This window comes from Streptomyces sp. V4I8, assembly GCF_041261225.1.
In the GTDB taxonomy this organism is placed as follows: Bacteria; Actinomycetota; Actinomycetes; order Streptomycetales; family Streptomycetaceae; genus Streptomyces.
Genome location: NZ_JBGCCN010000002.1, coordinates 353,928 through 380,366 on the forward strand (window position 1 = coordinate 353,928; position 26,439 = coordinate 380,366).

At 67.4% G+C, this 26,439-nt stretch carries 20 protein-coding genes and 3 pseudogenes; 14 read left to right on the forward strand and 9 right to left on the reverse strand.

Annotated elements, in window-relative coordinates; translation table 11 throughout:
- Positions 1–26 precede the first annotated feature (26 nt).
- Genes ABIE67_RS47755 through ABIE67_RS47765 form a run of 3 tightly spaced genes read left to right on the forward strand, consistent with a single transcriptional unit; the run spans position 27 to position 3,714 of the window.
- Entirely contained in the window at positions 27–1,640 is a 1,614-nt protein-coding gene (locus tag ABIE67_RS47755; protein WP_370251876.1) for an IS1634 family transposase, read from the forward strand.
- 33 nt (positions 1,641–1,673) lie between these two features.
- Positions 1,674–2,156: a hypothetical protein gene (locus tag ABIE67_RS47760; RefSeq protein ID WP_370270641.1), complete on the forward strand. Its 483-nt coding sequence runs from the start codon at positions 1,674–1,676 to the stop codon at positions 2,154–2,156.
- 4 nt (positions 2,157–2,160) lie between these two features.
- Positions 2,161–3,714: a hypothetical protein gene (locus ABIE67_RS47765; protein ID WP_370270643.1), complete on the forward strand. Its 1,554-nt coding sequence runs from the start codon at positions 2,161–2,163 to the stop codon at positions 3,712–3,714.
- Positions 3,715–3,942: 228 nt separating this feature from the next.
- Here ABIE67_RS47765 and ABIE67_RS47770 read toward each other — a convergent pair whose 3' ends face one another.
- From ABIE67_RS47770 to ABIE67_RS47790, 5 genes and pseudogenes are all read right to left on the reverse strand, one after another.
- A complete protein-coding gene (locus ABIE67_RS47770) occupies positions 3,943–6,099 on the reverse strand; it encodes a hypothetical protein (RefSeq protein WP_370270645.1) in 2,157 nt (718 codons plus the stop codon).
- A 200-nt stretch (positions 6,100–6,299) separates the two neighbouring features.
- The gene (locus ABIE67_RS47775) at positions 6,300–6,647 is read right to left on the reverse strand and encodes a helix-turn-helix domain-containing protein (protein ID WP_370270649.1); all 348 of its coding nucleotides are present in this window, start codon (positions 6,645–6,647) and stop codon (positions 6,300–6,302) included.
- A 19-nt stretch (positions 6,648–6,666) separates the two neighbouring features.
- Positions 6,667–7,323, reverse strand: coding sequence for a site-specific integrase (locus tag ABIE67_RS47780; RefSeq protein WP_370270653.1), 657 nt, complete (start codon positions 7,321–7,323; stop codon positions 6,667–6,669).
- Positions 7,324–7,325: 2 nt separating this feature from the next.
- A complete protein-coding gene (locus tag ABIE67_RS47785) occupies positions 7,326–8,081 on the reverse strand; it encodes a transposase family protein (protein WP_370270656.1) in 756 nt (251 codons plus the stop codon).
- A gap of 106 nt (positions 8,082–8,187) precedes the next feature.
- Positions 8,188–8,661, reverse strand: a pseudogene (locus tag ABIE67_RS47790) (site-specific integrase); the annotation flags it as partial.
- A 787-nt stretch (positions 8,662–9,448) separates the two neighbouring features.
- Between ABIE67_RS47790 and ABIE67_RS47795 the strand changes: the two are divergent.
- From ABIE67_RS47795 to ABIE67_RS47825, 7 genes are all read left to right on the forward strand, one after another.
- Positions 9,449–12,664 (forward strand): amino acid adenylation domain-containing protein, encoded by a 3,216-nt coding sequence (locus tag ABIE67_RS47795; RefSeq protein ID WP_370270658.1) that lies wholly within the window; start codon positions 9,449–9,451, stop codon positions 12,662–12,664.
- Between the two features lie 6 nt (positions 12,665–12,670).
- Complete coding sequence (locus ABIE67_RS47800; RefSeq protein ID WP_370270660.1) at positions 12,671–13,906, forward strand: cytochrome P450; 1,236 nt, start codon at positions 12,671–12,673, stop codon at positions 13,904–13,906.
- A complete protein-coding gene (locus tag ABIE67_RS47805) occupies positions 13,903–14,673 on the forward strand; it encodes a thioesterase II family protein (RefSeq protein ID WP_370270662.1) in 771 nt (256 codons plus the stop codon). The genes ABIE67_RS47800 and ABIE67_RS47805 overlap by 4 nt, the downstream gene beginning before the upstream one ends.
- 103 nt (positions 14,674–14,776) lie before the next feature.
- Entirely contained in the window at positions 14,777–15,016 is a 240-nt protein-coding gene (locus ABIE67_RS47810) for an acyl carrier protein (RefSeq protein WP_370270664.1), read from the forward strand.
- 1 nt (position 15,017) lies between these two features.
- Entirely contained in the window at positions 15,018–16,241 is a 1,224-nt protein-coding gene (locus ABIE67_RS47815) for a beta-ketoacyl synthase (RefSeq protein ID WP_370270666.1), read from the forward strand.
- Between the two features lie 215 nt (positions 16,242–16,456).
- The gene (locus ABIE67_RS47820) at positions 16,457–17,077 is read left to right on the forward strand and encodes a transposase family protein (protein ID WP_370270841.1); all 621 of its coding nucleotides are present in this window, start codon (positions 16,457–16,459) and stop codon (positions 17,075–17,077) included.
- 49 nt (positions 17,078–17,126) lie between these two features.
- The gene (locus tag ABIE67_RS47825; protein WP_370270668.1) at positions 17,127–18,017 is read left to right on the forward strand and encodes a calcium-binding protein; all 891 of its coding nucleotides are present in this window, start codon (positions 17,127–17,129) and stop codon (positions 18,015–18,017) included.
- Between the two features lie 82 nt (positions 18,018–18,099).
- Here the strand turns inward: ABIE67_RS47825 and ABIE67_RS47830 are convergent, their stop codons facing one another.
- Both ABIE67_RS47830 and ABIE67_RS47835 read right to left on the reverse strand, forming a co-directional pair.
- On the reverse strand, positions 18,100–18,402 hold the full coding sequence (locus ABIE67_RS47830) for a hypothetical protein (protein ID WP_370270670.1): 303 nt from the start codon (positions 18,400–18,402) through the stop codon (positions 18,100–18,102).
- 239 nt (positions 18,403–18,641) lie between these two features.
- Positions 18,642–20,075 carry an IS66 family transposase gene (locus tag ABIE67_RS47835; protein ID WP_370270674.1) on the reverse strand — a complete coding sequence of 478 codons (1,434 nt, stop codon included), beginning with the start codon at positions 20,073–20,075 and terminating at the stop codon, positions 18,642–18,644.
- A gap of 133 nt (positions 20,076–20,208) precedes the next feature.
- Here ABIE67_RS47835 and ABIE67_RS47840 point away from each other — a divergent pair, with 133 nt between their 5' ends.
- Positions 20,209–20,529 carry a transposase gene (locus ABIE67_RS47840; protein WP_370270676.1) on the forward strand — a complete coding sequence of 107 codons (321 nt, stop codon included), beginning with the start codon at positions 20,209–20,211 and terminating at the stop codon, positions 20,527–20,529.
- A 55-nt stretch (positions 20,530–20,584) separates the two neighbouring features.
- On the opposite strand, the pseudogene ABIE67_RS47845 reads toward ABIE67_RS47840, so the two are convergent.
- Together ABIE67_RS47845 and ABIE67_RS47850 are read right to left on the reverse strand one after the other, a co-directional pair.
- Positions 20,585–21,793 (reverse strand): annotated as a pseudogene (locus tag ABIE67_RS47845) (IS3 family transposase).
- A gap of 113 nt (positions 21,794–21,906) precedes the next feature.
- Positions 21,907–23,226 carry an IS256 family transposase gene (locus ABIE67_RS47850; protein ID WP_370270678.1) on the reverse strand — a complete coding sequence of 440 codons (1,320 nt, stop codon included), beginning with the start codon at positions 23,224–23,226 and terminating at the stop codon, positions 21,907–21,909.
- 94 nt (positions 23,227–23,320) lie between these two features.
- Between ABIE67_RS47850 and ABIE67_RS47855 the strand changes: the two are divergent.
- The 3 genes and pseudogenes from ABIE67_RS47855 to ABIE67_RS47865 form a co-directional block, all read left to right on the forward strand.
- Positions 23,321–23,755 (forward strand): annotated as a pseudogene (locus ABIE67_RS47855) (transposase); the annotation flags it as partial.
- A 133-nt stretch (positions 23,756–23,888) separates the two neighbouring features.
- Positions 23,889–24,419: a transposase gene (locus ABIE67_RS47860; RefSeq protein ID WP_370270842.1), complete on the forward strand. Its 531-nt coding sequence runs from the start codon at positions 23,889–23,891 to the stop codon at positions 24,417–24,419.
- A gap of 1,146 nt (positions 24,420–25,565) precedes the next feature.
- Entirely contained in the window at positions 25,566–26,411 is an 846-nt protein-coding gene (locus tag ABIE67_RS47865) for a hypothetical protein (RefSeq protein ID WP_370270680.1), read from the forward strand.
- Positions 26,412–26,439 lie beyond the last annotated feature (28 nt).

Sequence of the window (26,439 nt, forward strand, 5' to 3'; positions counted from 1 at the left end):
CACGGTCTCAGCGTCAGCGTCTTGAAGTGGCGGTGACGTCCGTGGTGGAGAAGCGTCTGGGCGCTCTGCCTGTCGCTGCCGAGTTTCTGCGTCGGCTGGATGTCGCCGGGATCGTCGACGAGGTGTGTCCTGGTGGCGCGAGTGCGCTGGTGACGCACGGGCAGGTGATCGAGGCGTTGGTGGCCAACCGGCTGACGTCGCCCGCGCCGTTGGTGCGGGTGGAGGACTGGGCCAGGTGCTGGGCAGTGGAAGAGGTCTTCGGGATCGAGCCCGCTCTGCTCAACGATGATCGTCTGGCCCGGGCACTGGATGCGATCGCTCCGCAGCTGGAGCACATCGCGGGCACGGTCGGGGCGCGGGCGATCGGTGAGTTCGGGATCGATGTGGCCCGGATGCACTGGGACATGACCAGCATGTCCGTGCACGGGGCCTTCCCGGTCGAGGGTCAGGAGGAGGACTTCCCCGTCATTGGCTACGGGCATCCCAAGGACCGGCGCTTCGATCTGAAGCAGGTCCAGGCCGGGCTCGCGGTGTCGGCCGACGGCGGCATCCCGCTCCATGCCCGGGTCTTCGGCGGTGGTGCGGCCGAGGTCAGCCAGGTCGTCGGCGCGATGAAGGACCTGCGGGCCATGGCCGGTGAACGCGACTTCCTGATGGTCGCCGACTCCAAGCTGGTGTCCTACTCCAACGTCCGTGCCCTGCTGGCGGCCGGGGTCCAGTTCATCGCCCCGGCCCCGGCCGCGCAGGTCAAGGACGAGGTCTATGCCGCTCTCGATCCCGCGCAGGCCACCATCGTGGACTGGACGCCCAACCGGGAGGCGGGCAAGCCCGCCGAGCGGCGCGAGACCTACCGCGTGCTGGAGGACACCCACACCCTGACCGGGCCCCGCAAGAGCGATCCTGTGCTCACCGTGCGACGGATCCTGGTCCACTCCACCGCGAACGCCGCCGGCCAGCAAGCAGCCCGGGACAAACGCCTGGCCAAGGCCGCCCAGGACCTGAACAAGCTCACCGCTGCGGCCGGCGGACGCCACTACAAGACCCGGGAGAAGATCGTCGCCCGAATCGGTGTCATCGCCGCCAAGCGCCGTGTCACCTCTTGTCTGCGCTGGACCGTCACCGATAACGAGGACGGCACCCCGGTCCTGGCCTGGCACTTCGACACCGGCGTGCTGAAGGCGGAAGCCGTGGTCGACGGCTGGTACGCACTGCTGACGTCTGTCCCCGCCGACCAGGCGGACGCTGGGCAGACTCTGATCCACTACAAGGGCCAGGGCGCGGTCGAGCGCAGATACCACGACTTCAAGGGCCCGCTCGCGGTCGCGCCGGTCTTCGTGCAGCACAACCGGCGCGTTGCCGCCCTGATCCAGGTCATCTGCCTGGCCCTGCTCGTCTTCTGCCTGATCGAACGGCAGGTCAGACGCGCGCTCGGCCCCGAGCAGACCATGAGCGGCCTCTACCCCGACAACCGCCGGGTCCGCCCCACCGGCCGCATGGTCTTCTACCACCTCGGCGAACTCACCCTGCGCATCGGCAACATCACCGACCCGCCCACCGTCCAGATCACCCGCGGCGTCCAACTCCACCTCCTCGACCTACTCGACACCGACATCGGACAAACCCGCTGGCCACAGACCTGAAACGGTGACCCGCGAAGTCCGGGGCTAGACCGGGTGCTCGGCTGCGTCGAAGCACTGCACGGTGATGTCCCCCGATTCACTGTCGCCCAGACCCCACTCGCGCCGGGGGAGCGCTGGATCGCGTTCACCCGGCCGCTCGGCGGACGTACGTCCGTCTTCGCGTACACGCCTTTCCCCGGTGAGCCGGGCCCGGTCGCCGCGCTGGTCGTCGACGACTGGGTCGAGGTGGTCCCGGCCGCCGACGTGACCACTAGCCTGGCCTTCCACTACAACGCCCCGACCAGCGCGCCCCCCAACGTGGCACTGCTCGGGGTGCTCAAACCGAACGCCGAGCAGTGGAGCGCCCGCGACGCCCTCGCCATCGTCGAGGAGGGCCTCGCCCTGGCCAGACTCCGCGCCGTCGACCCGAGCACCCTGGCCACCATGGGCCAGCTCCTCCCCGCCCTGATAGCCCGCGTCGACACCGAACCCGGCGTCAGCGCGGGCCCCGGCATCACCGACCTGACGGCGAGGTAATCGGATGACGCTCGGCTTCTACGCCCGTTTCGAGCCGCATACCCGCACCGACGAACTGGCCCAGGGGCTGGCCGCCAGGGTGTACGACCCGGCCTGGTTGCTGGCCAGGCAGTGGCAGGTGGGGGAGTTCGACGGGGACAACGGTGGCAGTCCCATCCGGGTCAGGCACGTCGGCCGTACCTATCGTTGCGACACCTACTCCGATCACGGCGGCAGCGGTGAGCTCGGCACCACCCCGGTGGAGGCGCGGGCCGAGGCCGTACCTGAACGGTGGGCCAGGCACACCCGAATCGAGATCGGCCGGGCGCTGGCCAGGGCGCTGCGCGCAGTGGGACTAGCTGACCGGGTGGCAGAGGTGATCGCCGCGTTCCCGCTGGCGGATGGGGACGATCTGGTGACGGGGCGCGTGCCGGACGGTGGAAAGGCTTATGCAGCACTCTCCGGGCCACTGCGCAAGGACCCGCCGGAGTTCCCCTCAGTCACCCCCGGCCAAGGTCTCGCCGAAGCCGGGGAGCGCTGGCTAAAGTTCTGCGACGGGCTGATCGGCCCGCCCGGGCAGGCATGGGACGCGCGGCGGATGGAGTACGGCTTCTCGCTGCATGCCCCCGGGCTGCCCCTGCCCGCGCGGGCGCACTCCGGCGGGACACCCGAGTGGTGGACCTTCGACGCTGCCGCGCCGCGAGCGAAGGGCGACGCCATGCCGTATGACAAGACCACGATCGCCACCCGAGTGACCTTCCACGGCATGCCGGTGCCGCGCTGGTGGCAGGAGGAGGACGCGGTCGTCGACTTTGGCGCGGTCGAGGCGCACCCGGCCGACCTGGCCAGGATGGCGATGCTCCAGTTCGCCCTGCTGTACGGCAACGACCACTTCGCGATCCCGGTCAGTCTCCCGGTGGGCAGCATGTTCGAGACCACTCACCTGCTGGTCACCGACACCTTCGGCGCCACCACGCTGATCGCGCCCAGCACCAGGGCGGGCGGGGCTGAGCGGTGGACGATGTTCACCCTTTCCCTGGCGACGAGTGACGGCGTGGCCGAGGTGTTCCTGGTACCGCCGACCGCACTCCAGCCGCTCAGCTCCGACCCCGTCGAGGACGTGCTGCTGGCTCGCGACGAGATGGCCAATCTCGCCTGGGCCGTCGAATCAGTCATCGAGGGCCCCGACGGCCGACCTGTCCGCCGCGCCGAGCAACACCACACCCCGCCCACCACACAGTCCCCCAAGGACGGCCACCTGGCCTACCGCCTGGGCTCCACGGTCCCGCCGCACTGGTTCCCGCTGACCCCGCAGCGTACCTCGACCGGCGACGTCCCCGAATACGCGGTCGAGGCAATGGCCCACTCCGCCGAGGTCCCGCGCGGCGACTTCCTCCAGCTCGGTGCCCTTGTTGACGACGACCGACTGCCCCGCGAGGGCCGTAGGCTGCTGCGCGACCACCTTCTGGCCAGAACCACCGACGGCGGCACCGTCGTCTGGACCCGCCGCCGCACCCGAATCGGCCGAGGCGAAACCGCCAGCGACCTCACCTTCGACGCCACCGAGCATTCATCCTGACAACCATCGGACCTATTCCAGCGCGGCATCGGCGTAAAGTCCTGGTAAGCATCGCGGCAAGCGAACGCACCCAGCGCTCCCTCATCCTCGACCTGTTCGAAGACCGCTGCTGCGACGTCGTCCGCAATAACGAGCAACGGCCCTGAAGTCGCCCGCAATCACGGTCGGCCGCCGCCCCTTGGTCGACGTCTTGGTGATCCAGAGCCGCCCACCAGGTGACGGGACAGCCTACCGAGGTAGCTTGGCTGTTCGCTCGGGGTGGGCGGCGCTGACATATCGCATGGCGGTCTGTTCGGTGATGCCGAACAGCCGCATCAGCTTGAGGGGGTCGGCGCTCTCGAACGCCTCGTTGAGGATCCGGTCCTGGCGCAGGCCGGCCAGCGTCAGGACCTTGGGGAGGGCCACGCGTAGCGTGCCGATACTGACGGCCGGGTGGTCGGGATCGACAGCTGTCTTCTGGCTGACCAGGAGGTGTGGGTTGGCCGAGGCGGGCCACCGCAGGTGGCGGTAGGTCGTCCAGTCGGCGGCGAGTTGGTGGGTGAGCTCCTCCAGGCAGAGGGTGTGCCGCAGCAGCCCGCGCTGTACTTCGAGGGTGCCGCGGGAGAGGTCGAGGCCTGTGGTGTGCAGGGTTCGGATCTCGTGTCCGGGCAGTGCGTGGATGGAGGCCAAGGTGACGACGAGGCGGCCGAGCGGCGTTGTCGCCTGGTCGAGGAGCCCCATCAGGACGTCGGAGGGGATGGACTTCGGGATCCCCTTGAGGTCGCCGACCGGGAGGTTCCGGGCGGGGTTGCGGAAGATCACTCGTTCGCGTTTGAGCGCGCGGAAGAGGCTGCGCAGGGCTGTGGCTAGCCCTCGGCGGGGGTAACCGGACAAGCCGTCCACGGCGTTCTCGACGTGGTCCTTCGTGATCTCCCTCAGTGAGGTCACTCCGGCCGTGGTGGTCCACGCGGTGAGGATGGGCTGGAGTGTGGTGAGGTAGCGGCGGATGCCGTCGTATCCGCGGGGCTCGCCTTCGCGGCGGCCCTGTTCGCGCATGACTTTCACCCAGGTGCCCACCTCGCTCGCGACCGTCTCCGGCAGGGTGGTGAGGGTCGACTCGATCCACGCCAGATCCGCGTCCCGATGCAGTTCGGGGTCCTCCACCAGCAGGCCGCGGTCGCGCAGGAACTGGCAGACGGGCTTGGCGGCGAGGTTCACGTCGATCCGGGCCAGGTCGTGCACGTCGCGTTCGAAGATCGCTGGCTCGGCGCCGAGCCAGTACAGGAGGATGGTGAGCGTGCGGGCGTTCTTCCGGTAGTTCGGCCGCTGCCCCGGTCGATGGCGGGTGAACTCCTCAAGCAAACACTGGGCGCTCTCGGTCAGCGGCGGCTCCCCCGAAGGCATGCGCCGCAGCCGGGCCAGCACCGGGGCCCAGTCGCGCCGGCTGGCGAACAGGGCTTCCTGCCCGCGGCTCGTGTGCAGAGCGGGCCGTTGCTCGCCGTAGTCGGGCGCCTGGCCATCGCCGACCGGGAACGCCTCGAACGGCCCGCCCTTGCCGGTCGGCAGGGAGATCACCAGCTGCGTGAACCGCTGGGAGGCCGGGCGGGCTTGGTCGATGAGGCGGTAGGGGTGGCAGCTGCGGCAACGGTCGTCGCGCAGGGCCAGTCCGTCGCGGCCGCAGCGGCAGCACCGGCCTCGCCCCGCCCGCTCCCGCCAGTGTCGGCACGGATCGCAGACAAATCCTGCCCGTCGGCCGACGGGGATCCAGGCGTAGCAGTCGGTGCACTGGCGGGGCGCCGGGGGCGGCAGCGGCGCTGGAGCGGTGATGTACGGGGTACGGGCGGGCTGGTCCGAGATGGAGAACCGCATAGGTTTGGGAGCCTCGTCCAAGAGCCCAACCTCCAGCAAGATCACGCGGACTGCGTCCCCGTTGGTCGGCAGGTCCCGCAGCATGGCCTCGGGCAGCCGTTCGGCGCCCTCGGCCTCACGCACGGCCAGGGCGAGGCGGACCATCTCGGCGACCTTGCTGCGCCAGCCCGCGGTCAATCCGTGCTCGGCCGCCATCGCCTCGATCACCTGCCGGGCCTCCTCCCACCCGGCGACCGGGCGACCGACGATCGCGCTGACCGTGGCGTCGCTCAGCGCCCGGGGCACGGTGAAGAGAGGGACCTGACCGCATACCTGGGCCTCCAGCACCGGCGGCCCGGCTGGAGCGGCGCGCTGCCGTCTGAGTTTGGTCCACCACTCGACCCCCACACTCAGTCCGTTCTTGGTTGGCCTGCGCAGTGGCCGGGCAGACGCCGACCGGTCGCCGTAGGTGCCGCCGACCGTGAGCTGGACCGGCCGGGGTCGCGCCTCCTCCAGGCCCAGAGCCCACTCGGCGTCTTCCTCAACTCGGATCGCCATGAGGCACGGCTTGCACAGCCCGTCCGTGTTCAGGTGTGCCTCGTGCCGGCACCGCGGGCACACTCCGCGTTCGGGGTACTTCCTCGCCCAGGGCCGGCCTCCGTCGCACACCCGGTACCAGTGCACCACCAGCCATCACAGGCACACCGGGCAGCTCCGTGCCAGCCCCTTCCCGCGCCCCACCGTCACCGGCCAGCCCCTCAGCTCGGCGGGAGTGAGCGCGGCCCGGCACCACGGCGGCTGCGCGGCACCGGTTGCACCGAGCCTGATCCCGGCTGTTTCTCGGTGCCGACGGCCTGTTGGCCGGACTCCGGCGCGGCTTGGCCCGCCGCGAGCGGCTCGGCCTGGAGTAGGTCGGCGACGGTGCAGTTCAGCGCGGCGCACATCTTGTCCAGGTCATCGAGGCGCACCGTGACCGGCGTGCCGCTCCACAGCGCCGCCACCTTGCTCAGCGACGGGTTGAACCCGACCTGCTGAAAGGCGGCGAGCACCTCGGTCGGCCGCCACAGGTCCCGCTGGGCGGCCACCATCCGCAGATTCCACTTCACCGAAGGTTCCCCTTGTCCATCACCAGTCGCTGGGCCGCTGGGCCGCCCGGGAGCTGGCCGCCAGATTCGCGAGCTCCGGATCAGCGTGCGCAGTCGCCATGTACCGAAGTGTCGTCGTTGCCCAGTCGTGTCCGAGGACCTTCTGGACCTCCCAAAGTGTCATCCCACGCTCGTAGTTGTGGGTCGCGCAGGCGTGCCGCAACAGGTGCGGAAACAGGTCGGTGACCGGACCCGTCAGGTAAGCCGCGGCCGCGGTGTGCAACGCCTTCCGGAACGTCGAAGGCACGATCGTCGGCGCGATCGACACGTTCAGGTCGGCGATCGCCTTCGACTTGCGTTCCGATGGCCACAGCGGCGCCTGCGGGTGCTCGGCGTCGTCACCGAACTCGCCCCGGACCTCCTCGATGTACCACCACAAGAGGGCGCGGCCCTCTTGGAAGAGGTACGCCTCACGTGGCCGGGGCCCCGAGCCTCGGGCGCCCTTACCGAGGACAACGAACCGGCCCCACTGGCCGTGCTCCCAGTGGATGTCGCCGAGGCATACCCCACACAGCTCCGCCGCGCGCACTCCCGACAGGTAGGCGATCTTCGTCATCACGTAGTCGCGGCAGGCGACCGCGTACTTCCGTGCGTTCGGCAACTCCGCGCGCCAGCGGGCGAAGAAGTCCTTGAGCATTTTCAGCGGTAGCTCTCCAGGGTGAGGACGGCTCGTGCGGCGGTGGTGAGCCAGGTGGGGCTGCAGCGGGCGCGGCGGAAGATCCGCCAGGTCTTGAGCCGGGCCATGCCGCGTTCGACGGGGTAGCGCAGCCGGGTGTGGGCTCTGTTCAACGCCCGCTGCCGGAGGGGGAGTTCTTGACGGGGACGGCGGCGGTTCGGGACAGCGAAGGTTGCGCCGGCACCGCGGTAGCCCAGGTCCGCCAGGACCGGGATGCCGAGGCGGGCACACGTGTTCACGATCCGGTGTGTGCGGGCCGCGGTGAGGTCGTGGGTGCGGCCGGGTAGTGCCCGGGAGATCCACAGGATCCGGCCCGCGGGATCGGTGACGACCTGCAGGTTCACGCCGTGGCGACGGTGTTTCACGGAGTAGTCGGCGCGGCTGTCACCGACCCGGTCGCACTCCGTCAAGGTGCCGTCCACCAGCACGTACTGCGCCCGGGCCTTTGCCTCACGCAGGGCCCTGGTCAGGCCCGGAGCGCGACGGGCCAGCAGTGTGACGACGGAGCGGACATAGGCGTGGGCGGTGCCGACGCTGATCCGGAACCCGGCCGCGATCTGGGCGAGGGTGAGGTGCTGCTTGAGGTACACGAGTGCGACCAGCGCACGCCCCGACGGGCGGAGCTTGCACCGGCGGTCACCCTCCCGGAGGACGATCAGCATCGTGACCGTCTCCACGAGTGCGTGCGGCAGGTCCAGTGCGGCAGGATACGTAACCAACGGAGCCCCCAGGCTGAAGAGTCGAGACGTCAAGCACCTCGCTCAACTGCCCAGGGGCTCCGCCCGTTTCGTCTTCCCACCCATCACCCGATCGGCTGCCGAGCTGAAAAGGCTCCTTCATCGCAGCCTGGGACGGCGGAATGCGTAGCCCGAAGTCACCTCGGTGGCGCGGCCGGTTGAACGGGGCGATCGGAGACTCGACGGTGCCGCCGAAGCGGCGCATGACCTCGCCCGCGTACCGTTGCTCGAGGAAGGCGAAGTACGCGTCGATCTTGTTGATCTTTCCGCGCACTGTCGACTGTGCCCGCTTGCCGGGGCCCGCGAAGTACTTGTCGACCTCCCGGGGCGTCAGCTGCCAGGGGACCGTGCCGTAGTACTCACAGACTTCGATCACCGGCTTGATCAGCCCGTCGAGCGTCGTCGGCGCCAGTCCAGCCGCGTCGCGCGCCCACTGGTACTCCGAGAGCGTGTCGAGGAAGAAGCTCTCCTCGTCGTACGCCGACATGCGGGCCTGACGGCGCCGCTGGAGAGTGACGACGTCCGCGAGCCCGGTCTCGACCGACACCGACGCCGGGTCCACCGGCACTGCCGGCTCCGGCACAGGGCGTACGAGCGTCAGCACGCGACTTTCGGAATCTGTCACGAGGTCGCATATTACAGCGATCACTCGCAGATTTTACGAGTTACTGCGGAGATCTCACGTCAGAGGTTGGGGTGGGTATATGTGGTGAGCTACCTGCTGAGATGCGGCTTTGTGGTAGTCGATCGTCCGACGGGAACCCGCGCGTACTCCAATATGGAGGACCGAGCCGTCGGGCAGCATGACACGTTCCGCGGGGGCGTCTTGCCCAGATACTCCATCCCCTTGGCTTGATAGATCGTCCCGTAGCGGCCGGGGAAGACCAGCTCAGGGCCGTGGGCGGTGAGGCGGCCGTGTCAACCCAGCCCAGCGGCGGTGGCCGCCCTACCCCACACTGCTGGCAGCGCGGTAGGCCGACGCCGATGACGGAGATACACCACGCTAGGCGGGCAGGAAGGTTCTGCTGTTTTCACAAATGCGCAAGGTTGCGTGGTGTCGCCGGTACTGCGGGTACCGGCACGCTTTGCAGCATTGGCCCGGGGCGGTGTACTGGTGGCACGGTGCCTGAAGGCGGGTGCGGCGGAGTCGTCATGCCGTTCCGATTTGCGGTGCTCGCTAGTGGCAGTCGGGTTGCTCCCCTCCCCGCGGCTGCATGGGTGCTGATGCGGGCCCGGCCGGGTGCGCGTGGGGCGGAACGGCCGGGTACCGCAGCAGCGGCGGGACTCCCGCCGTCGCGTCCCGTCACACTCAGTCCGATTCCGGGCCCATGAGTAGAAAGCAGCCGCGCATGAGTGAATGCGAGACCGCTCGCCTTGATGAGCACCAGTCCCGTCCCCTAATCCGCACGCAACAGCCGTTCCCCATAACCCCCATTCAAGAGGCGTATTGGACTGCACGGCAAGGCGGGCACGCTCTCGGTGGAATCGGCTGCCAGGTGTACATGGAATTTGACGGCAAGTACATCGAGCCTGAGCGGATGAAACAAGCGGTCGACGCCCTCGCCCGCAGACACGGCATGCTGCGGGCCGGGTTCCTGCCGGATGGCCGCCAATACCTGCGGGACGACGCCTCATGGCACGGCCTCACGCTGCTCGACCTGCGCAAACATGTCGGCGAGGCGGTGGAGGAACGGCTGTCGGCGCTGCGTGAGCGCCTGTCGCACCAGCAGCTCGACGTCGAGAACGGCGAGGTCTTCGCTCTGCACCTCACCCGTCTCCCCACCGGCGTGGTCCGTCTGCACTGCCGCTTCGACCTGCTCGTAGCGGACGGACGGAGCATCCAGATCATCCTGGGCGAGCTGGCGCGCCTGTATACGGACTCCGCAGCCCGGCTCGCGCCGATCGATTACGACTTCCCCCGGTATCTGCAGGACTGCCGCACAGAACTCGCTCCAGCGCGCGCCAAGGACGAGAAGTACTGGACGGACAGGATCGGAGATATGCCGCTCGGCCCGAACCTGCCGCTGGCCACGGCGCCGGAGACGATCGAGTGTCCCCGCTTCAGGCGACACGAGCAGGCCATCCCGGCCCGCACGTGGGCCATGCTGGGCACGCACGCGAAGCGCCACGGCATGACACGTGCGATGACCGTCGCCGCCGCCTACTGCGAGGTGTTGGCCCGCTGGAGCACAAACCCCCGGTTTCTCCTGAATGTTCCCTACTTCGGGCGTGTCCGGGTCCACCCGCACGTGACGAGAGTGGTCGGCGACTTCTCCAACTTGGTCCCGGTAGTCGCCGACCTTGCTGACAGCTGCTCCTTCGCGGAGCAGGCGAGAAACTTGCAGCGCACCTTCGAGGAGGGGCGCAAGCACAACGCGTACCACGGGGTCGAAATCCTACGCGCGCTGCGGAGCCACCACCGGGGCGAAGGGAACCCCGCCCCGGTGGTGTTCACCTACAACGTCTTCGACGCCTTTGGTGATGACCTGGTGCCGGCTGACTTCCGCCAAGCCCTCGGCCACCCCGGTTACATCGTCACCCAGACGCCCCAGGTCTGGATCGACCACCAGGTGTTTCAACTGGACGGTGAGGCACAGCTGGTGTGGGACGCCGTAGACGGCCTGTTCCCACCCGGGATGGTTGAGGACATGTTCGACGCGGAGATTGAGCTGCTGGAACGATTGGCCGCCGATCAACATGCATGGCGATCTCAGGCGACCCCATCGCTACCCGCCCGGCAGCGCGCGACACGCCGGTTGCTGAACGACACCAGTGCCTCGATCACCCCGGACTCGCTCCACAGCTCGTTCTTCAAGCGCGCCTCGCGCACTCCGCACCATCCCGCCCTGCTGTGGGGGCGTGACCAGGTCATGTCGTACAGCGATCTTGCGCAACGAGCATTGAGGGTTGCCCATGGCCTGTGCGCCGCTGGCGTCCGACCAGGTGACGTGGTCGCCGTCAACGCAGTCAAGGGGCCAGACCAGATCGTGGCGGCACTGGGTGTGCTCGCCGCATCGGCCGCATACCTACCCCTGGGCTCATCCTGGCCTCCGGCACGTCACACGCAGGTGTTGGGCGTGGGTGACGTGCGGTTCGCGGTGGACACGATGCCCGGCACCCTGACGTGGCCTCAGGCGGTCAAGCCGCTATCCCTGGACACTGCCATCGCCGGGTCTGCGCTCGACGCACCGCTGCCCTGCAGCCCGGAGCAGCCCGCCTATGTGCTGTTCACCTCGGGTTCGACGGGGACACCGAAGGGCGTCGAAATGTCACACCAGTCCGCACTCAACACCCTTGCGTGGGTGAACCGTACGTGCGAGGTCGGCGCCCAGGACCGCGTACTCGCACTCAGCGCACTCGAGTTCGACCTGTCCGTCTACGACGTGTTCGGGCTGCTGTCCGCAGGAGGCAGCGTCGTGCTTCCCCTGGAGGAGCAGCGGCAGGACGCCAGGGCGTGGTGGGATCTGCTCGAGCGGCACGGGGTGACCATCTGGAACTCGGTGCCCATACTGTTGGAGTCGCTGCTGTCGGCCGCACCGGACCAGCCTCTGCCCAACAGTCTCCGGACCGTTCTGTTATCCGGGGACTGGATCGCGCCCGGCCTCCCCGCCCGCATCCGCAGCCGAGGCGGCGCCCGCCGGGTACTGGCGATGGGCGGCGCAACCGAGGCGGGCATCTGGTCGACTGTCCACGACGCCGGGGATGTCGCCGAGGACGCCGCCTGGATCCCCTACGGATCGCCGCTGGCCAACCAGACACTTCGCGTCGTGGACACTCAGGGCCGGGAATGTCCCGACTGGGTGCCTGGGGAGCTGTGGATCGGTGGCGCCGGCCTGGCGGGCGGATATCTCAAGGATCCCGTGCGGACCGCCGAACGCTTCGTGGTGCACGACGGGGAACGCTGGTACCGGACAGGCGACTTGGTCAGATACCGGCACGACGGCGAACTGGAGATCCTGGGCCGGATCGACCTGCAGGTGAAGGTGAATGGCCTGCGGATCGAGCTGGGCGAGATCGAAACCGCGCTGACCAGCCACGCCTCGGTCGCCCAGGCCGTGACCGTGGCTGTTCCCACCCACAAGCCGCGGGACCATCGGCTCGTGTCCTACGTCGTACCGGCCGGGGACATCATTCCGCTGGAAGCGGTCCATGCCCATCTGGCCGCTAACCTCCCCAGGCACTGTCTCCCCAGCCGACTCATTGTGCTGGACGAACTGCCCCTGACATCCAACGGAAAGGTCGACCGCGCCACCCTAACCAGCTGGGCCGCCGAAACGGCCGCTCCCCCTCACAGCGACATGAGTCCCCCTCAACCTGGCACCGAGGCCCAACTCGCGGCGCTGTGGAGCGAACTGCTGGACGAACCCGTGCGGCACCGATCCGACGAGTTCTCCCTGCTGGGCGGAAACAGCATTTTGACCACCCGCCTGGCCGCCCTGATACACGAACGGCTCGGCGTGTCGCTGAGTGTCCGTGAGGTGACCTCCGCCTCCCAGCTGCGCGACCTGGCGGCGTTGATCGATGAACGGGCCGTTGTGCCCACCCCGGCAGCGGACAGGAGGTGATGAGCGGTGTATACGTCTCCGACTGACGATCTTGCCCTCCTGGCACAACCTGCCGGTCGCCTCGACCCCTATCCGCTCTACGACCGTCTCCGCGTCCGTCCGGCCACCTACGACGAGCGGCACAAAGCCGTCCTGCTGTTCAACTACCAGGACTGCGCCGAAGCGCTGTCGTTGAGGGACTTCACACGCCCCGACCACACATGGCTGTGCCGCAGAATCCCCGACTGGGCCGATCACCTCTCGGTCAGAGCCTTCATGCGCATGATGCAGTTCGGTGATCAGGAGTCACATCCGCGACGGCGGGGGACGGTCAACCGCTTCTTCAGTAAACGCCGCATCGACGCTCTGCTGCACGCCGAGTCAGAGCGCCTGGACAGACTCCTGGAGGAGATGACCGAGCGCTTCCACGAGGAAGGTGAGGTGGACCTGCAGGAAGCCCTATCCTTCCGACTGCCCAGTATCACCATCGCCGGGGTGCTCGGGATCGATGAGCGGGACCTCGCCAATTTCCGTCCCGCAACGCTGGCATTCGCGAATCTGCTGGAGCCAGGTCTCACGCCGGCCGACCTCGCCGCCGCCGACGACAGCTTCCGCCTCCTTTGCGAGTTCTTCGCCGATGTCATCCTCCATCGCCGCCGTCATCCCGACGATCACCTTGTCAGCCATCTCGTCCAGGTCCATGACAGCGACCCGACCGCCCTGTCCGCGGACGAACTCATCGCCATGATGATCTCCATCTTCGGCGCAGGAACCATCAACACCAGCGGATTCATCGGCAATGGCGTGGTCGCCCTGCTCGAACACCCCCGGGTGCTCGAGCACTTGCTCGCCCACCCCGAGGCCATTGATACCGTCATGACCGAGATCCTCCGATACGACGCCCCCATGCAAGTGACCCGGCGGATGACTGTCCGGGACGTCGAGGTGGGTGGTGAGATCCTGCCAGCCGGTACGGAACTGGGCGTCGTGCTCGGGGCGGCGAACCGCGACCCCGCGGTGTTCAGCGATCCGCACCGGTTCCAGCCGGGGCGCACCGGCCCGCCACCGCTGAGCTTCGGGGGCGGCCCATACTTCTGCATCGGGGCAGCAATGGCTAGGCAGGAAGGAGCACTTGTCTTCAGAAGGCTCCTCCACCGCTTCCCGGGTCTGAAACTCGCCCGGCGCCCTCAGCACAACGAACGGTCCGTGCTGCGCGGTTACCTCACCTTGCCGGTGACCCTGACACAACTCGACCGATCATGAGTGTCCCGCCCCCATGGCGCCGGACCCTCCGCAGGCTGAGCGCCCGCCCGACGGGAAACCACGCCATTGGACGCTCAATCTGCTTACCACCCGCAGGCGCGGGAGCAGGCTCATTCCACCCCTGGGTATCGCATCACGACCAGGGCGTGGAACTCTGGGCTGCCCAGCTGCCCGGCCGAGGGGACCGCATCCATGAACGCCCTTTGGAAGCCGTCGATGAGGCGGCCCGCCAGGTGGCCCTCGCGGTGCAGTGGCTCGAAGGGCTGCCCTACGTCCTGTTCGGCCACAGCCTCGGCGCCCTGCTGGCCTTCGAAATCGTCCACCTCCTCCATGAACAGCAACTCCCCCCTCCCCGCAGTCTCATCGTCTCCGGATGCTCCGCCCCAGGCGCCGAGACGCGCACGAACACGCCTCTGGACACCGACGCCCAAGTAATCGCCGAGGCAAGGCGTATCGGACTGCCCGCCGAGCTGCTCGCCGACAGCAGCTTCGCGGAACTGGTACTCCCGGCCCTGCGTGGTGACTTGCGCATGTTCCACTCCTACGTACTTCGGCCACGCGCTCCGACGACCTGTCCCATCGCCGTCTGCATGGGTGCCCACGACCCGTATGTCAGCGCCGCCGGCGCTCACGCATGGGCGGCTCACACCACTCGATTCCAAGGAGTGCACACGCTGCCCGGCAACCACGACTACCTAGCGTCAACCGCCTCTGGTCTGAGTTCCTTCGTGTGCGACGCCCTCCGCCTCACCACAGGCCACAGATAGCGCGAGAAGAGCTGCCTCCGGTGTCCACTACCGCGGGCATGACGCGCGCTCTGACGCTGAAACTCACTCTCATTTTCCACTTCCAGCGCCTGGAGGAATCACCATGGAAAGCATGTACTGCACATTGACGCGGATTCTGTCGGAAAAATTTGAGGTTCCCGAATCCAGCGTGCAGCCGGAGGCCACACTGAAGTCGCTGGACCTAGACTCGCTGGCCATCGCAGAATTCCTGGCCATGCTCCAGGAAGAATGCGGAGTTTCTATTCGCGATGGCGACCTCCCGGTGGACGCCACGGTGAGGCAGGTAATCGCCGTGATCACCAGCAAGCAGTCGGCCGGGTGAGATGAGCGCCATCGCTGTCACCGGAATCGGGTTGGTGTCTCCGGCGGGCATGGGACGCGAGGAATCCTGGCGACGCGTGTGTGATGGGTTGCCCACTGCCGCTGCGGATCCCCAGCTGGACGGCCTGCCCGTCTCCTTCTCATGCCGTGTCCCTGGCTTCAACGCTGCTGCCCTGTTGGGGGCCAGCAAAGCCTGGCGCTATGACCGCTGCACACAGATGGGGCTCGTTGCAGCACACGAAGCAGTGGCTGATGCCCAGCTCGCACCCGAAGCATGGCGGCACGAGCGAGTCGCCGTCGTTGTGGGGACCGCATTCGGAGGCGCAGGTACGTACGACGAACAACATTGCAGGTTTTTGAAGGCCGGTGCTGAGGGCCTGTCGCCGATGATGCTGACCAAATACCTGCCCAATATGCTGGCAGGGCACATCGCCCTGTCGTTGAGCGCGCGCGGGCCCAGCCAGCAGGTGAGCACTGCCTGCGCGTCAGGTATAACGGCCATCGGCACGGCGATGGCCTGGCTGCGTTCTGGCGTCTGCGACATTGCTCTCGCTGGTGCGGCCGATGCCGCCGTCACTCCCTTGTTAGTTGCTGCGTTCGCGCGCATCGGCGCGCTGTCGCGAAGAAATGACAACCCATTGGGAGCATGCCGGCCCTTCGACGCTGGCCACGACGGATTCGTCATGGGAGAAGGGGCAGGAATGCTTGTCCTGGAGCGTGCTGAGGACGCACGCGCCCGCGGCCGACCTGGATATGCGCTGCTCGTGGGCTATGGGGCATCGTGCGATGCCCACCACGCGGTCGCGCCGCATCCGGAGGGCCGTGGCGCAGAAGCGGCCATCCGCGCAGCCCTCGCCGACGCTGGCGCCGACCCAGCCGAGGTAGACCATGTCAATGCCCATGGAACCTCCACCCCACTGAACGATTCCATCGAAAGCATGGTGATCAGCCGAGTCCTGCCCCAGGGCCCCTCGGTGACATCAACCAAAGGCGTCACCGGGCATCTCCTGGGAGGTGCCGGAGCAGTAGAGGCCGCGTTCACTGCATTGACTGTCGCCCGCTGTCTCGTACCTCCGACGGCCAACCTTCAACACATAGGGCCAGAAATAGCAATCCAGCCCGTAGGTAAGCAAGCCATCCACCAACACGTAGAGCTCGCATTGAACAACTCCTTCGGCTTCGGCGGACACAACGCTGTCGTGGCCTTTCGGCCTGCGCCCGAATAAGACCGCGAGGGTTATTCACGGGCTTGGTTTCTTGATCAGCAAGACGGCCCTGCTCGGTAGCCTGGCGTTTGCGACGACGTCAGTTTTCCATCGGGGTAGGGCCGTTGAGGTGGAACGTTACGACAGGGCTGGAAGCGGATCAACTGGAGGCCTTGGTGGTCCGGGTCCACACGATGCTGGTGGAGGACCCCGATCCGCCCGTGGTGCCGGGACGGATGTGGGCGCTGGGCCTGTACAAGTCCGTGGTCCTGGTGTTGTTCCTGCTGCGGCAGAACCCCGTCCAGCAAGCGGCGGCGGAACTGTTCCACATCTCCCAGGCCACCGTCTCGCGCCGGTGGACCACGCTGCTCCCGGTGGTGGAGACGGCCCTGGCCGAGCATGTGCCCGACCCCGCCGACGCCTCACACGGCAGGATCGTCCTGGTCGACGGGACTGCGGTGAGATCCGGGAGAAGGAGGCCAGGAACCGTTGGGCGGTGCCGACACGGCGGAAGCCCTCAAGTTGCTGGTGTGGCAGGTGCGTTGGGGTATCGCGGAAGTGTTCGTGTGTGCCGTTGTCAAGGCTGTCGCTGTCAGGTGGGTGGCTCCAGTGATGTGGTGCCAGGTGGTGAAGCGGCGGTTCACCACTGCTCGGCAGGCAGGACCCCGTCTACCGGTGGCGCCGGGCCTGTGGTTGCCGGGGCGGCGCTCCGGCAACCATGGGTCGCTCCCCTTCTGCATGGTGCCGCATGTGCCTGTGGTTGGCGCTTCCGAGCGCCCTGTCTGCGCGCTGGTTCACGCCCCTGTCAGGTCTGTCGGGTTCGCGTCACACTGTTCCTGGCCTGGGCGGTTACGTGATGTGAACTACCGTCCGGTGGTGCCCGGCCCAGGGGTAGGGGAGTGTGCGATGAAGACAATCTCCACCGTGGGGTCGCGGTTCGCGGTCCTGGCCGGTGCGTCGATCCTGCTGGCGGGTGGGATGGTCACTGGTCTTCCGGTGGCCGCTGCGGATGTGGTCACGTGCAACGGGCTGCCCGCCACGATCACTGGCACGGGCGGCAACGACACCCTGACCGGCACCGTTGGGCCGGATGTGATTGCTGGTCTGGGCGGCGACGACACCATCTCCGGTGCGGGCGGCGACGATGTCATCTGCGCCGGGGGCGGCAGCGACACCGTCTACGGCGAGTTCCAGACAACAGGCGATCTTGCCGTTGGCACCGACACGATCTTCGGCGAAGGCGGCGGTGACCTGCTGATCGGGGATTTTGAGACATCGGTGATTGCCGCGAGTGGGGGCGGTCCCACCAGCGGTGACAGCATCTCCGGCGGGGAGGGGGCTGATGTCCTCGTCGGCGACGTTCGCTACCTGACCGTGGCCACAGCCACTGTGGCGGTGGCGTCCGGCAATGACCAGCTCGACGGCGGCGAGGGTGGCGACACGATCTACGGACAGGGACAGAACCTGGAGATCCCAGTGGGCCAGGCCGGCGTCGCAGGCAGCAACAACACGATTAGCGGTGGCGCAGGTGCGGGCGCGGACACGATCTTCGGCGGCTGGGACACGATCAGCGGGAGTGGAACCGTCGTGTCGGACGGCAACCGCGACACCATCAACGCCGGCGACGGAGGCGATGTCATCTACGGGGATGTCAAGACGGGCAACGACAAGCTGGTTCCGGTCGGGGCCGGGTTCTCCGACACGATCGACGGCGGCGGCGGCAGTGACTCCGGGGACGCTGGACCTGGCACCGACACGTGCACCAACACCGAGACCGTCGCCAACTGCGAACTCTGACACCCCTGTCGGCACGACCGGACCCGGGCCGGGCGGATCATAGTGGGCCGGGAAGCACGGGCAGTCCGGTGCGCCGCCGCTGTCAGTGGCGCACCGGGCAGGCCCTGGTCCGGGCGGAACCACAGGTGGGGGCGAGAAGCTTCCGGAGTGGAAGGCCGTACAACGGGTTCAGCCAGGCCGCTGGGTTCACTCTGGCTGAACCCGTGCTTGCTCCGTGCGTGCTTGCCGTCGTCCAGCGGGGTTGGGCTGGGTCGATCTTGAGTAGTTCGAGCAGGCGGAGCTGGATCTTCTCGGGGACGAGGATCTGGGGTGGTGAGCCGTTGTGGGCGGGAAGGTAGCGGATCCGGCTGAGTGCGAAGAAGATCAGGCGTCCGGTGGGCTTCACGGTTCGGTTGTCGAAGGCGTAGAAGCCGACGAGGCGGCAGTGTCACGTTGGCGAAGCCTCGTGAGATGATCTTCGAGTTGGTCATCGTGGGAGGGGCTGCTTGTGGACACGCCGCCGTCGTACAAGGGGCATCGGTACCCGGTGGAGATCATCTCCCACTGCGTGGGGCAGAGTTATCGTGACTGGATAGGTGTCTCGGTCCGGAGGCGTGCGTGATTGCCGGTTGGCGGGACCGGTGATCAGCCGAGGGCGGGCATCCAGGGGCTGCCGCGCATGGCCTGGATGAGGACGTCGAGCATGGGCTGCTCGTGTCGGGTGGCGGTGGCCAGGTAGGTGCGGATCGCGGCGAAGTCCTGCGCGCCGTGCAGCGTGCGCAGGCAGCCGGAGACCTTGATCCGCAGCTTGGCCATCCTGATCGTCTGTTCGGCTGGGTTGTTGTCGAACGGCAGTGTGAGGTCGTGGACCCAGCGCAGGTAGTCGTTCCAGCGCTTCGTCAGCCGTCTGAACAGGGCGTGGTACTTCGCCTCGGTCTTCGAGCTGCGGGTGGCGGTCGCCTTCAGCCCGTCGGCCACCGCCTGGGCCAGCGCCCCAAGCTCACCGTCCTTCACGGACACGGCGATCGCGTCGAGCCCGTCCGCTCGGGCCTCTTCCGCGGCCTTCTTCAGGGCCAGCACGGCGTCGATGGCGCGGTAGGCCGCGCACCGGGCCTTCTCGCTGCCCCGCTCGGTGACCGCGACCAGTTCGCGTAGTACGTGTGCCGAGCACAAGGCGTGTTCGGCCTGCGGGTAGGAGTCGTAGGGCGCCCAGGCGTCGTGCATGGCGATGCCGGTGAAGCCGGGCAGTATCCCGGCCGCGTCGATGCCTTCGCGACCGCGGCGGCGGTGCACCGACAGGTGTACGAACTGGCCGCTGGAGGCGGAGTGCAGCCAGTGCAGGCACCCGGCGGTGCGGAACCCCGTCTCGTCGAAGAACGCCACCGCCGCGCCGGCGACCTTCCCGGCCACGAGACGGCCGAAGGCATCCAGCCGGCTCGCGCAAGTGCGTACCCACGAGGCCACCGTGCCCGGCGCGACGGACGCGTCGAAGAGGTCTGCCAGGGCGGTGGCGGTGCGGTCCTTGGACAGGAACTGGCCGTGCATCAGGTAGACGCCGGCGGCCGCGAGACCAGGACCGTACTGCACCGGGGCCCGCACGCCCTCGGGACCGGAGGCCTTCTCGCTCCGCCCGCACGCGCACCGGCAGGTCAGGACCTGATGCTCGGTGACCTCCAGGCCGATACGTTCGGGCAGGTCGAAGACCTGACGCCGCTCGATACCGGCCACGACGGCCCCGGCCAGGTCCGCACCGCAGCCGGCGCAAGGGCCGTGGGGCCGGTGCTCGACCCGGTGGTCGGGGTCCGCGACCTGCCGCAGCGTGATGCCCTTCTGGCCTTTCGGGCGGCCCGGCCCCCGCCCGGACTTCCCACGCAGAGACTTCGGAGCCGGTTTCGCCAGTCCGTCCGAAGACGGCGGCCTGGAAGAGTTCGCCGAGTTCTTCCCCAGCCGGGCCGTCAGGTCCACGACCTGACCCTCCAGTACCACGATCCGTTCCCGCGCCGCGGCGAGTTCCTCACGCCACTGCACCACCAGAACAGCGAGTTCCTCATAAGAAGGCGGCACAGCAGCATCAGACACGAGACAGATGATCACCGATCCAACTGACAAGATTCAACTCATCCCGCCAGGAGCACCTATCCAGTTACGAGTTATCAAGTTGAGGAGGTGGGTGCGATGATCTTGGTGTAGATCGTCTGGGAGGGACCTGCTGGTGGACCGTGCTGCACCGTCGCACAAGGGCTTCCGGTTCCCGCCGGATGTGATCGCGCACGCGGTCTGGCTGTATCACCGTTTCCCTCTGTCGTTCCGTGATGTGGAAGAGCTGCTGTTTGAGCGTGGCATCCAGGTGTCCTATGAGGCGATCCGGCTGTGGTGCGAGCGGTTCGGGCCCGAGTACGCGCGCCGGTTGCGCCGCCGGCAGCCCCGGCCGGGTGACCGGTGGCATCTGGACGAGGTCTTCATCAAGGTCAACGGGCGGATGCGGTACCTGTGGCGCGCGGTGGAGAGGTTGTCAATTCCTTTGTGTATGTAGAGGTGTGTGGCCTTGCTGGGGCCTTCCACCCGAAGGGTGGACACCTGTTTGTTTGTTATGCGGCGAGTGTCAGGGTAGCTGACATCTGTTCGTAGGCGACGGGGCTGAGCTGTCCGTTCGCCGAGTGGCGGCGCCAGGTGTTGTACCGCGTCAGCCAGCGGAAGACGGTACGCCGGCAGGCGCCGGCCCCGTCGAAGCGCCGTGCTCCCTTGAGGATCTCCCGTTTCAGAGACGCGTGGAAGGACTCGCAGGCGGCGTTGTCCGCACTCGTCCCGACGGCACCCATGGACTGGGTGACTCCCAACTCCCGGCAGAGGCCGGCGAATTCACGGGATCCGTACTGCGCCCCGTGATCGCTGTGGAAGATGGCGCCGTCGAGGCTGCCACGGGTGGCGGCGGCCATCTTCAGCGCGTCGGCAACGAGGTCGGTGCGCATGTGATCGGCGATCGACCAGCCCGCCACCCGGCGTGAGAAGCAGTCCAGGACCGTAGCGAGATAGAGGTGCTCGCCGTCTCCGACGGGGAGATACGTTATGTCGCCCATGTACTTCAGGTTCGGCGCGGCAGCGGTGAAGTCCCTCTTGAACAGGTCCGGCACCGGCGTCTGCGACGGCTCGGGGATGGTGGTGCGTATGCGCTTGCGCAGGTGGAAGCCGGTGATGCGGAACTTGCGCATGACGCGGGCGACCCTCTTCTCGTTGATGTGCATGCCGTGGGTGTCGCGGAGCTCGGCGGTGATGCGTGGGGCGCCGTAGGCGTCGTCCGAGTCCGTGTGCACGGCCCGGATCCTGTCGGCCAGGACCTGGTCGTCCCGCTCGCCCTGGGCACGGGCCTCACGCGAAGAGCGCCACTTGTAGTAGCTGGAGCGGACGACGTCCAGCACGTGGCAGAGCCGCTTGACCTCGAAGGTACTGGAAGCGGCTCGTCACCAGCTCATCTCGGAGGCGAAAAACTTCGTGGCCTTGCGCAGGATGTCGCGCTCCTGGGCGAGCGTCGCATTCTCCTTGCGCACCGTCTTCAGCTCCGTGCGCAGGGCCGCTAACTCGGCCTCCAGTTCTTCCTTCGTGGCCTTGCTCACCGGGGTGTCCTTCATGTTCTTCGTGGTGCTGCCGCCGCGGGCGCGGTCGGCGCGGATCCAGTTCCGCAGCGTCTCCGGGTTGATCCCCAGATCGCGGGCGGCCTGCACGATCGTGAGGTCGGGGTCCGAGTGGTACAGCGCGACGGCGTCGGCCTTGAACTCGGGCGAATAAACCTTCATCACCATAAGTGGTCCCTCCTGCCAGCCCCTCACCGGGGCCGATCGAAGGTGTCCACCACTGCGGGGGAAGTGCCCTGGTCGGGCCTGCGGGTTGGCTACTGTCGGTGATCTTGCTGGGGTCAGAGGGGGAGGCGGTCGGGGAAGGCGGGCATGAAGTGGTTCATGGCGCGTTTCCAGCCGAGGGTGCCGGTGCCGCGGACGCGGCCTTTGGGGATGGGACCGTCGCCGTCGATGTGGCGGCCTTGGATGCGGCGGATGCCGAGGTAGAGGAGTTTGACGGCGGCGTCGTCGCTGGGGAAGTGGCCGCGCGTCTTGGTGATCTTGCGGAGCTGGTAGTTCAGGGATTCGATGGCGTTGGTCGTGTATATGACCCTGCGTATCTCGTGGTCGAAGGCGAGGAAGGGGATGAATTCTTCCCAGGCCCGTTCCCAACTGGCAATCAGGCCAGGGTAGTTCTTGCCGTAGTTTGACCGGAGCTCGTCCAGCGCGGTCAGTGCCTCGGATTCGGTGGCGGCGGTGTAGATCGGTTTGAGGGCGGCGGTCACCTGCTTGCGGTCACCGTGCGACACGTATTTCATCGAGCTGCGGATCAAGTGGGTCACGCAGGTCTGGACCAGGGCTTTCTCCCAGACTGTGGTGATGGCGTCGGGCAGGCCTGCCAGCCCGTCGTAGCACACGATCAGGACGTCGCGCAGGCCGCGGTTCTTCAGCTGGGTGAGCACGTTCAGCCAGAATTTCGAGCCCTCGCTGTCCTGCAGCCAGATGCCCAGTACGTTCTTGATGCCGTCCACGTCGACGCCGATCACCAGGTGGGCGGACTTGTTGGTGACCATGCCGCTGTCGCGGACCTTCACGGTCAGCGCGTCGATGTAGAGGATGGGGTAGACGTCGTCAACAGGGCGGTTCTGCCAGGCAGTTATCTCGTCCGCGACCACATCGGTGATCCTGGATACCAGGGCCGGGGACACCTCGCTGCCGTAGACCTCTTTGAGGTGGGCGGTGATGTCGCGGGTGGTCATGCCACGGGCGTACAGCGACAGCACCATGTCGTCGACCTGGGCCAGACGCCGCCGGCCCTTGGGTACGATCACTGGCTCGAACTCCGACCGGCGGTCCCTGGGCACGTCCACCGTGACCGGGCCGGCCACCGTGGTGAGCGTCTTGGGGTAGGAGCCGTTGCGGGCGTTGCCCGAGCCGCGGCCTGCCGGGTCCCCGGCCTCGTAACCGAGATGGTCGGCCATCTCCACCTGCAAAGCCCGCTCCAGCACCGCCTTCATCATCTGCTGCAGCAGCCCGCCGGCCCCGTCAATACCGACCCCGGCCGCCTCCGCATCAGCCAGGAGCCGGTCGATCGCCGCCGGCGATAAAGCCCCCGCCAGCCGCCTCGACGCCTCCTCACGCGGCTCTGCGGACTCGGCGTGCGGGCTGGACTCGTTCATCAGGTCACTCACTGTGCGTCACATTCCTGGTCTCACCCGGGGCCCGACCAGCACCCAGCAAGATCACCCCTTACACAGAGGAGTAAACAGCCTCGCGGTGGACCAGGACGGGAACGTGCTGGACATCCTCGTGACCGACAGGCGCGACACCAAGGCCGCGAAGCGCTTCTTCCGCAAGCTCCTCAAGGGCACCGAGACCGTGCCCCGGGTGATCGTGACCGACAGGCTCCGCTCCTACGGCGCCGCCCACCGTCAGGTGATGCCGTCAGTCGAGCACCGCTCCTCGAAATACCTCAACAACCGGGCAGAGAATTCGCATATCCCCACGCGAGAGCGCGAGCGGCGTATGAAGGGCTTCCGCCGTGTCGGCACCGCCCAACGGTTCCTGGCCTCCTTCTCCCGGATCTCACCGCACTTCCGCCCCCGCCGCCACCTGATGACCGCCCCCGCCTACCGCACCGAGATGACCAACCGCTTCACCCTCTGGCACCAGATCACCGGCACCACCCTCATGGCCGCGACCGCCTGAACCAGACACCGCCCGCACCACCGGCACACCCAACCCGCCTACCACATAAGCAACTTGACAAGCCCCATGGGAGACCTCCCTGCACCAGGACGGCAGCGTCCAGGAGGGCTACCAGGTCGCCGAGTTGACCGGGGTGAACACCCGCGAGGGCTGGCCCGAGGGGATGCGGCTGATCGTCCGCCGGGTCAGACCCTCACGGCGGCAGCACAAGAAGCTGACCGACTTCGAGAAACAGACCGGCTGGCGCTACTCGATCACCGCGACGAATATCCGGCACCTGTGGGGCATCCCCGGCTCGCACCAGGTCCAGTTCCTCGATGCCCTGCACCGCGACCACGCCGAGGTCGAGGATCGCATCCGCACCGGCAAAGCCATGGGCCTGCACAACCTCCCGTCCAAGTCGTGGCAGGTCAACGCCGGATGGATGCTTGCCTGCAACCTCGCGGCTGATCTCGACGCCTGGCTGCGGCTGCTCACCCTGCACGACCAGGACGGGCTCGAACACGCCGAGCCGGACACCATGCGCTTCCGCCTCTACCACCTGCCCGCCCGCCTCGCCGACCACGCCCGACGCCGCTACCTGCGCATCGAACGGACCTGGCCCTGGGCAAAGGCGTTCACCACCTGCTGGAGCAGGCTCACACAGCTTCCGGCCGTCACCTGACAGCCGGCCCCGCCCCGACCAGGACCAGGACCAGGACCAGGACCAGGAAGGAGGAGGACCGCAGTCTCCGGGCTGTGGAACCCGGCGCACCCCGCGGCGTTACGCGACGGCCCGTCCTCCAACGGCAGAGGACATTACGGGCGAACCGCCGGATCACTCAGCGACCGAAACCCGCTGACGAATCGAGGCCAACTCGCCACCGAAACCCGCCGGTTCTTCCACCGGCGTCAACATCAGCCAGACATCGTCCGCGGATACTTCGGCGGCCCACACGTCCGCTACATCCTCGAACAGAACCCTTTGAGTTTCTGATCAATACTACCGCACAACCACGAAACACCAGGTCACAGACACCATCCCGAGTCTCTAACGAAACCGGGGCGCTTCAATCTCACGGGCCCAGCTCAACGTGATAATGCCCTCTGATCCTTACATGGAATCGAGTCTCCATTAGAAGTGGGGCGCTTCACGTGCACGGCCACCACCCTACTTCGCATTCCATGGCTGGTTTTGGGCGTGACCATCGGTACCAGCCTTAGCAGCATGGGTGCCAAGTACCTCCCGGCTGTAATACCGCGCTCAGGGAACCGGTGCCCGCAAGTGCGGGTGTGATGGGTTCTCGCGTGATGGTCTCCTGATGTTGCCGCTCTGGAGGCGAGGCGTATGCCACGAGTACCTAACACCCGGTTGCAGGCGCTGCTGCGGTCAGCGCAGTGGAGTCCTGCGGAGCTCGCTCGTGCGCTGCGCGCAGTGGCCGCTGAACAGGGCCTTGCGGTGATGTGCGATGGCACCACGGTGCGGCGCTGGCTGAAGGGCACGCGGCCTCGGCCTCCCGCTCCCACACTCTTGCTGGAGTGTCTTTCCCGTCGGTTAGGCAGACCTGTTACGGCACAGGAGGTTAACCTCACTGACGTCCCCGCTCCCTTTGTAGACCCTTCCTGGCAGGCCGAGCCAGTGCACAAACTTACCCAGCTTACCCGTGCCGAACTCGGCCTCACCCAACTGGCGTCGCTCGAGGCACGCGGCTTCAGCGTGACTGCCCTGAGCCTGCCGGAGCAGATCGCCACCACCGGCTCCCCTCATCGGCCAGAAACAGGAGCCCCATCACTGCCTTCCCGGTCGGCCGAAACCAGTCGCATACGTGGCATGACAAGCCTCTTCCACAGTGCAGCTGAGGAATACGGCGGGCAGTGTGTGCGCACCACGCTGGCCGCCTACCTTAACGACCACGTGCTCCCTCTTCTGTATGCGCGCCTGCGCGAACCTGTCCACCAAGATCTGCTGTCCGCCACCGCCCAGCTGACCCTTCTGCTTGCCACCATGTCCGCCGACAGCGGCCACGACCGCACCGCCCAGCACTACCACACTGTCGCAGCCCGGCTTGCCGCCGATGCCGACGACTCGGCCACACTCGCCATCGTCCTGCGCGCCATGGCCACCCACGCCTACGACCTCGGTCACTACAGCCCGGCCGTCCTCAACCTTGCCGACCAGGCCACTGCTCATGCCCGCCACGCCGCCCCCGCCGTTCAGGTCTACACCCAAGCCCATCTCGCCGTGGTACAAGCCCATTACGACCGCCACGCCGCCCTCACCGCCCTGGCCCGCGCAGAATCCTTAGATTCCCAGGCCGAGAGCACACCTGGCCCCTTCGCCACATACCCGCTCGCCGCTCTGCACTACCAACGCGCCCGCGCCCTAACAGCCCTCGGCGACCCCGCAGGCGCCATCCGTGCCCTGAACACTTCACTACGACTGCGCACACCAGCCCAACACCGCGCCACCGCCCTGACCCAAGCCCACCTTGCCGAAACCCACCTGCGCCTCGGCCACCTCGACCAAGCCGTCCTTCACTGGCAAGCGTTCCTCACTGCCTACCCCACCCTTCAGTCCACCCGCGCCACTCACCACCTCCGCACCCTCTGCAAACAATTACGTCCCCATCAACGCTACCGCCAAGCCGCAGCACTCCTGACCGAGGCCACGCTCTGAACCGTTCCGGGTTCGGTAGGGACTCGAT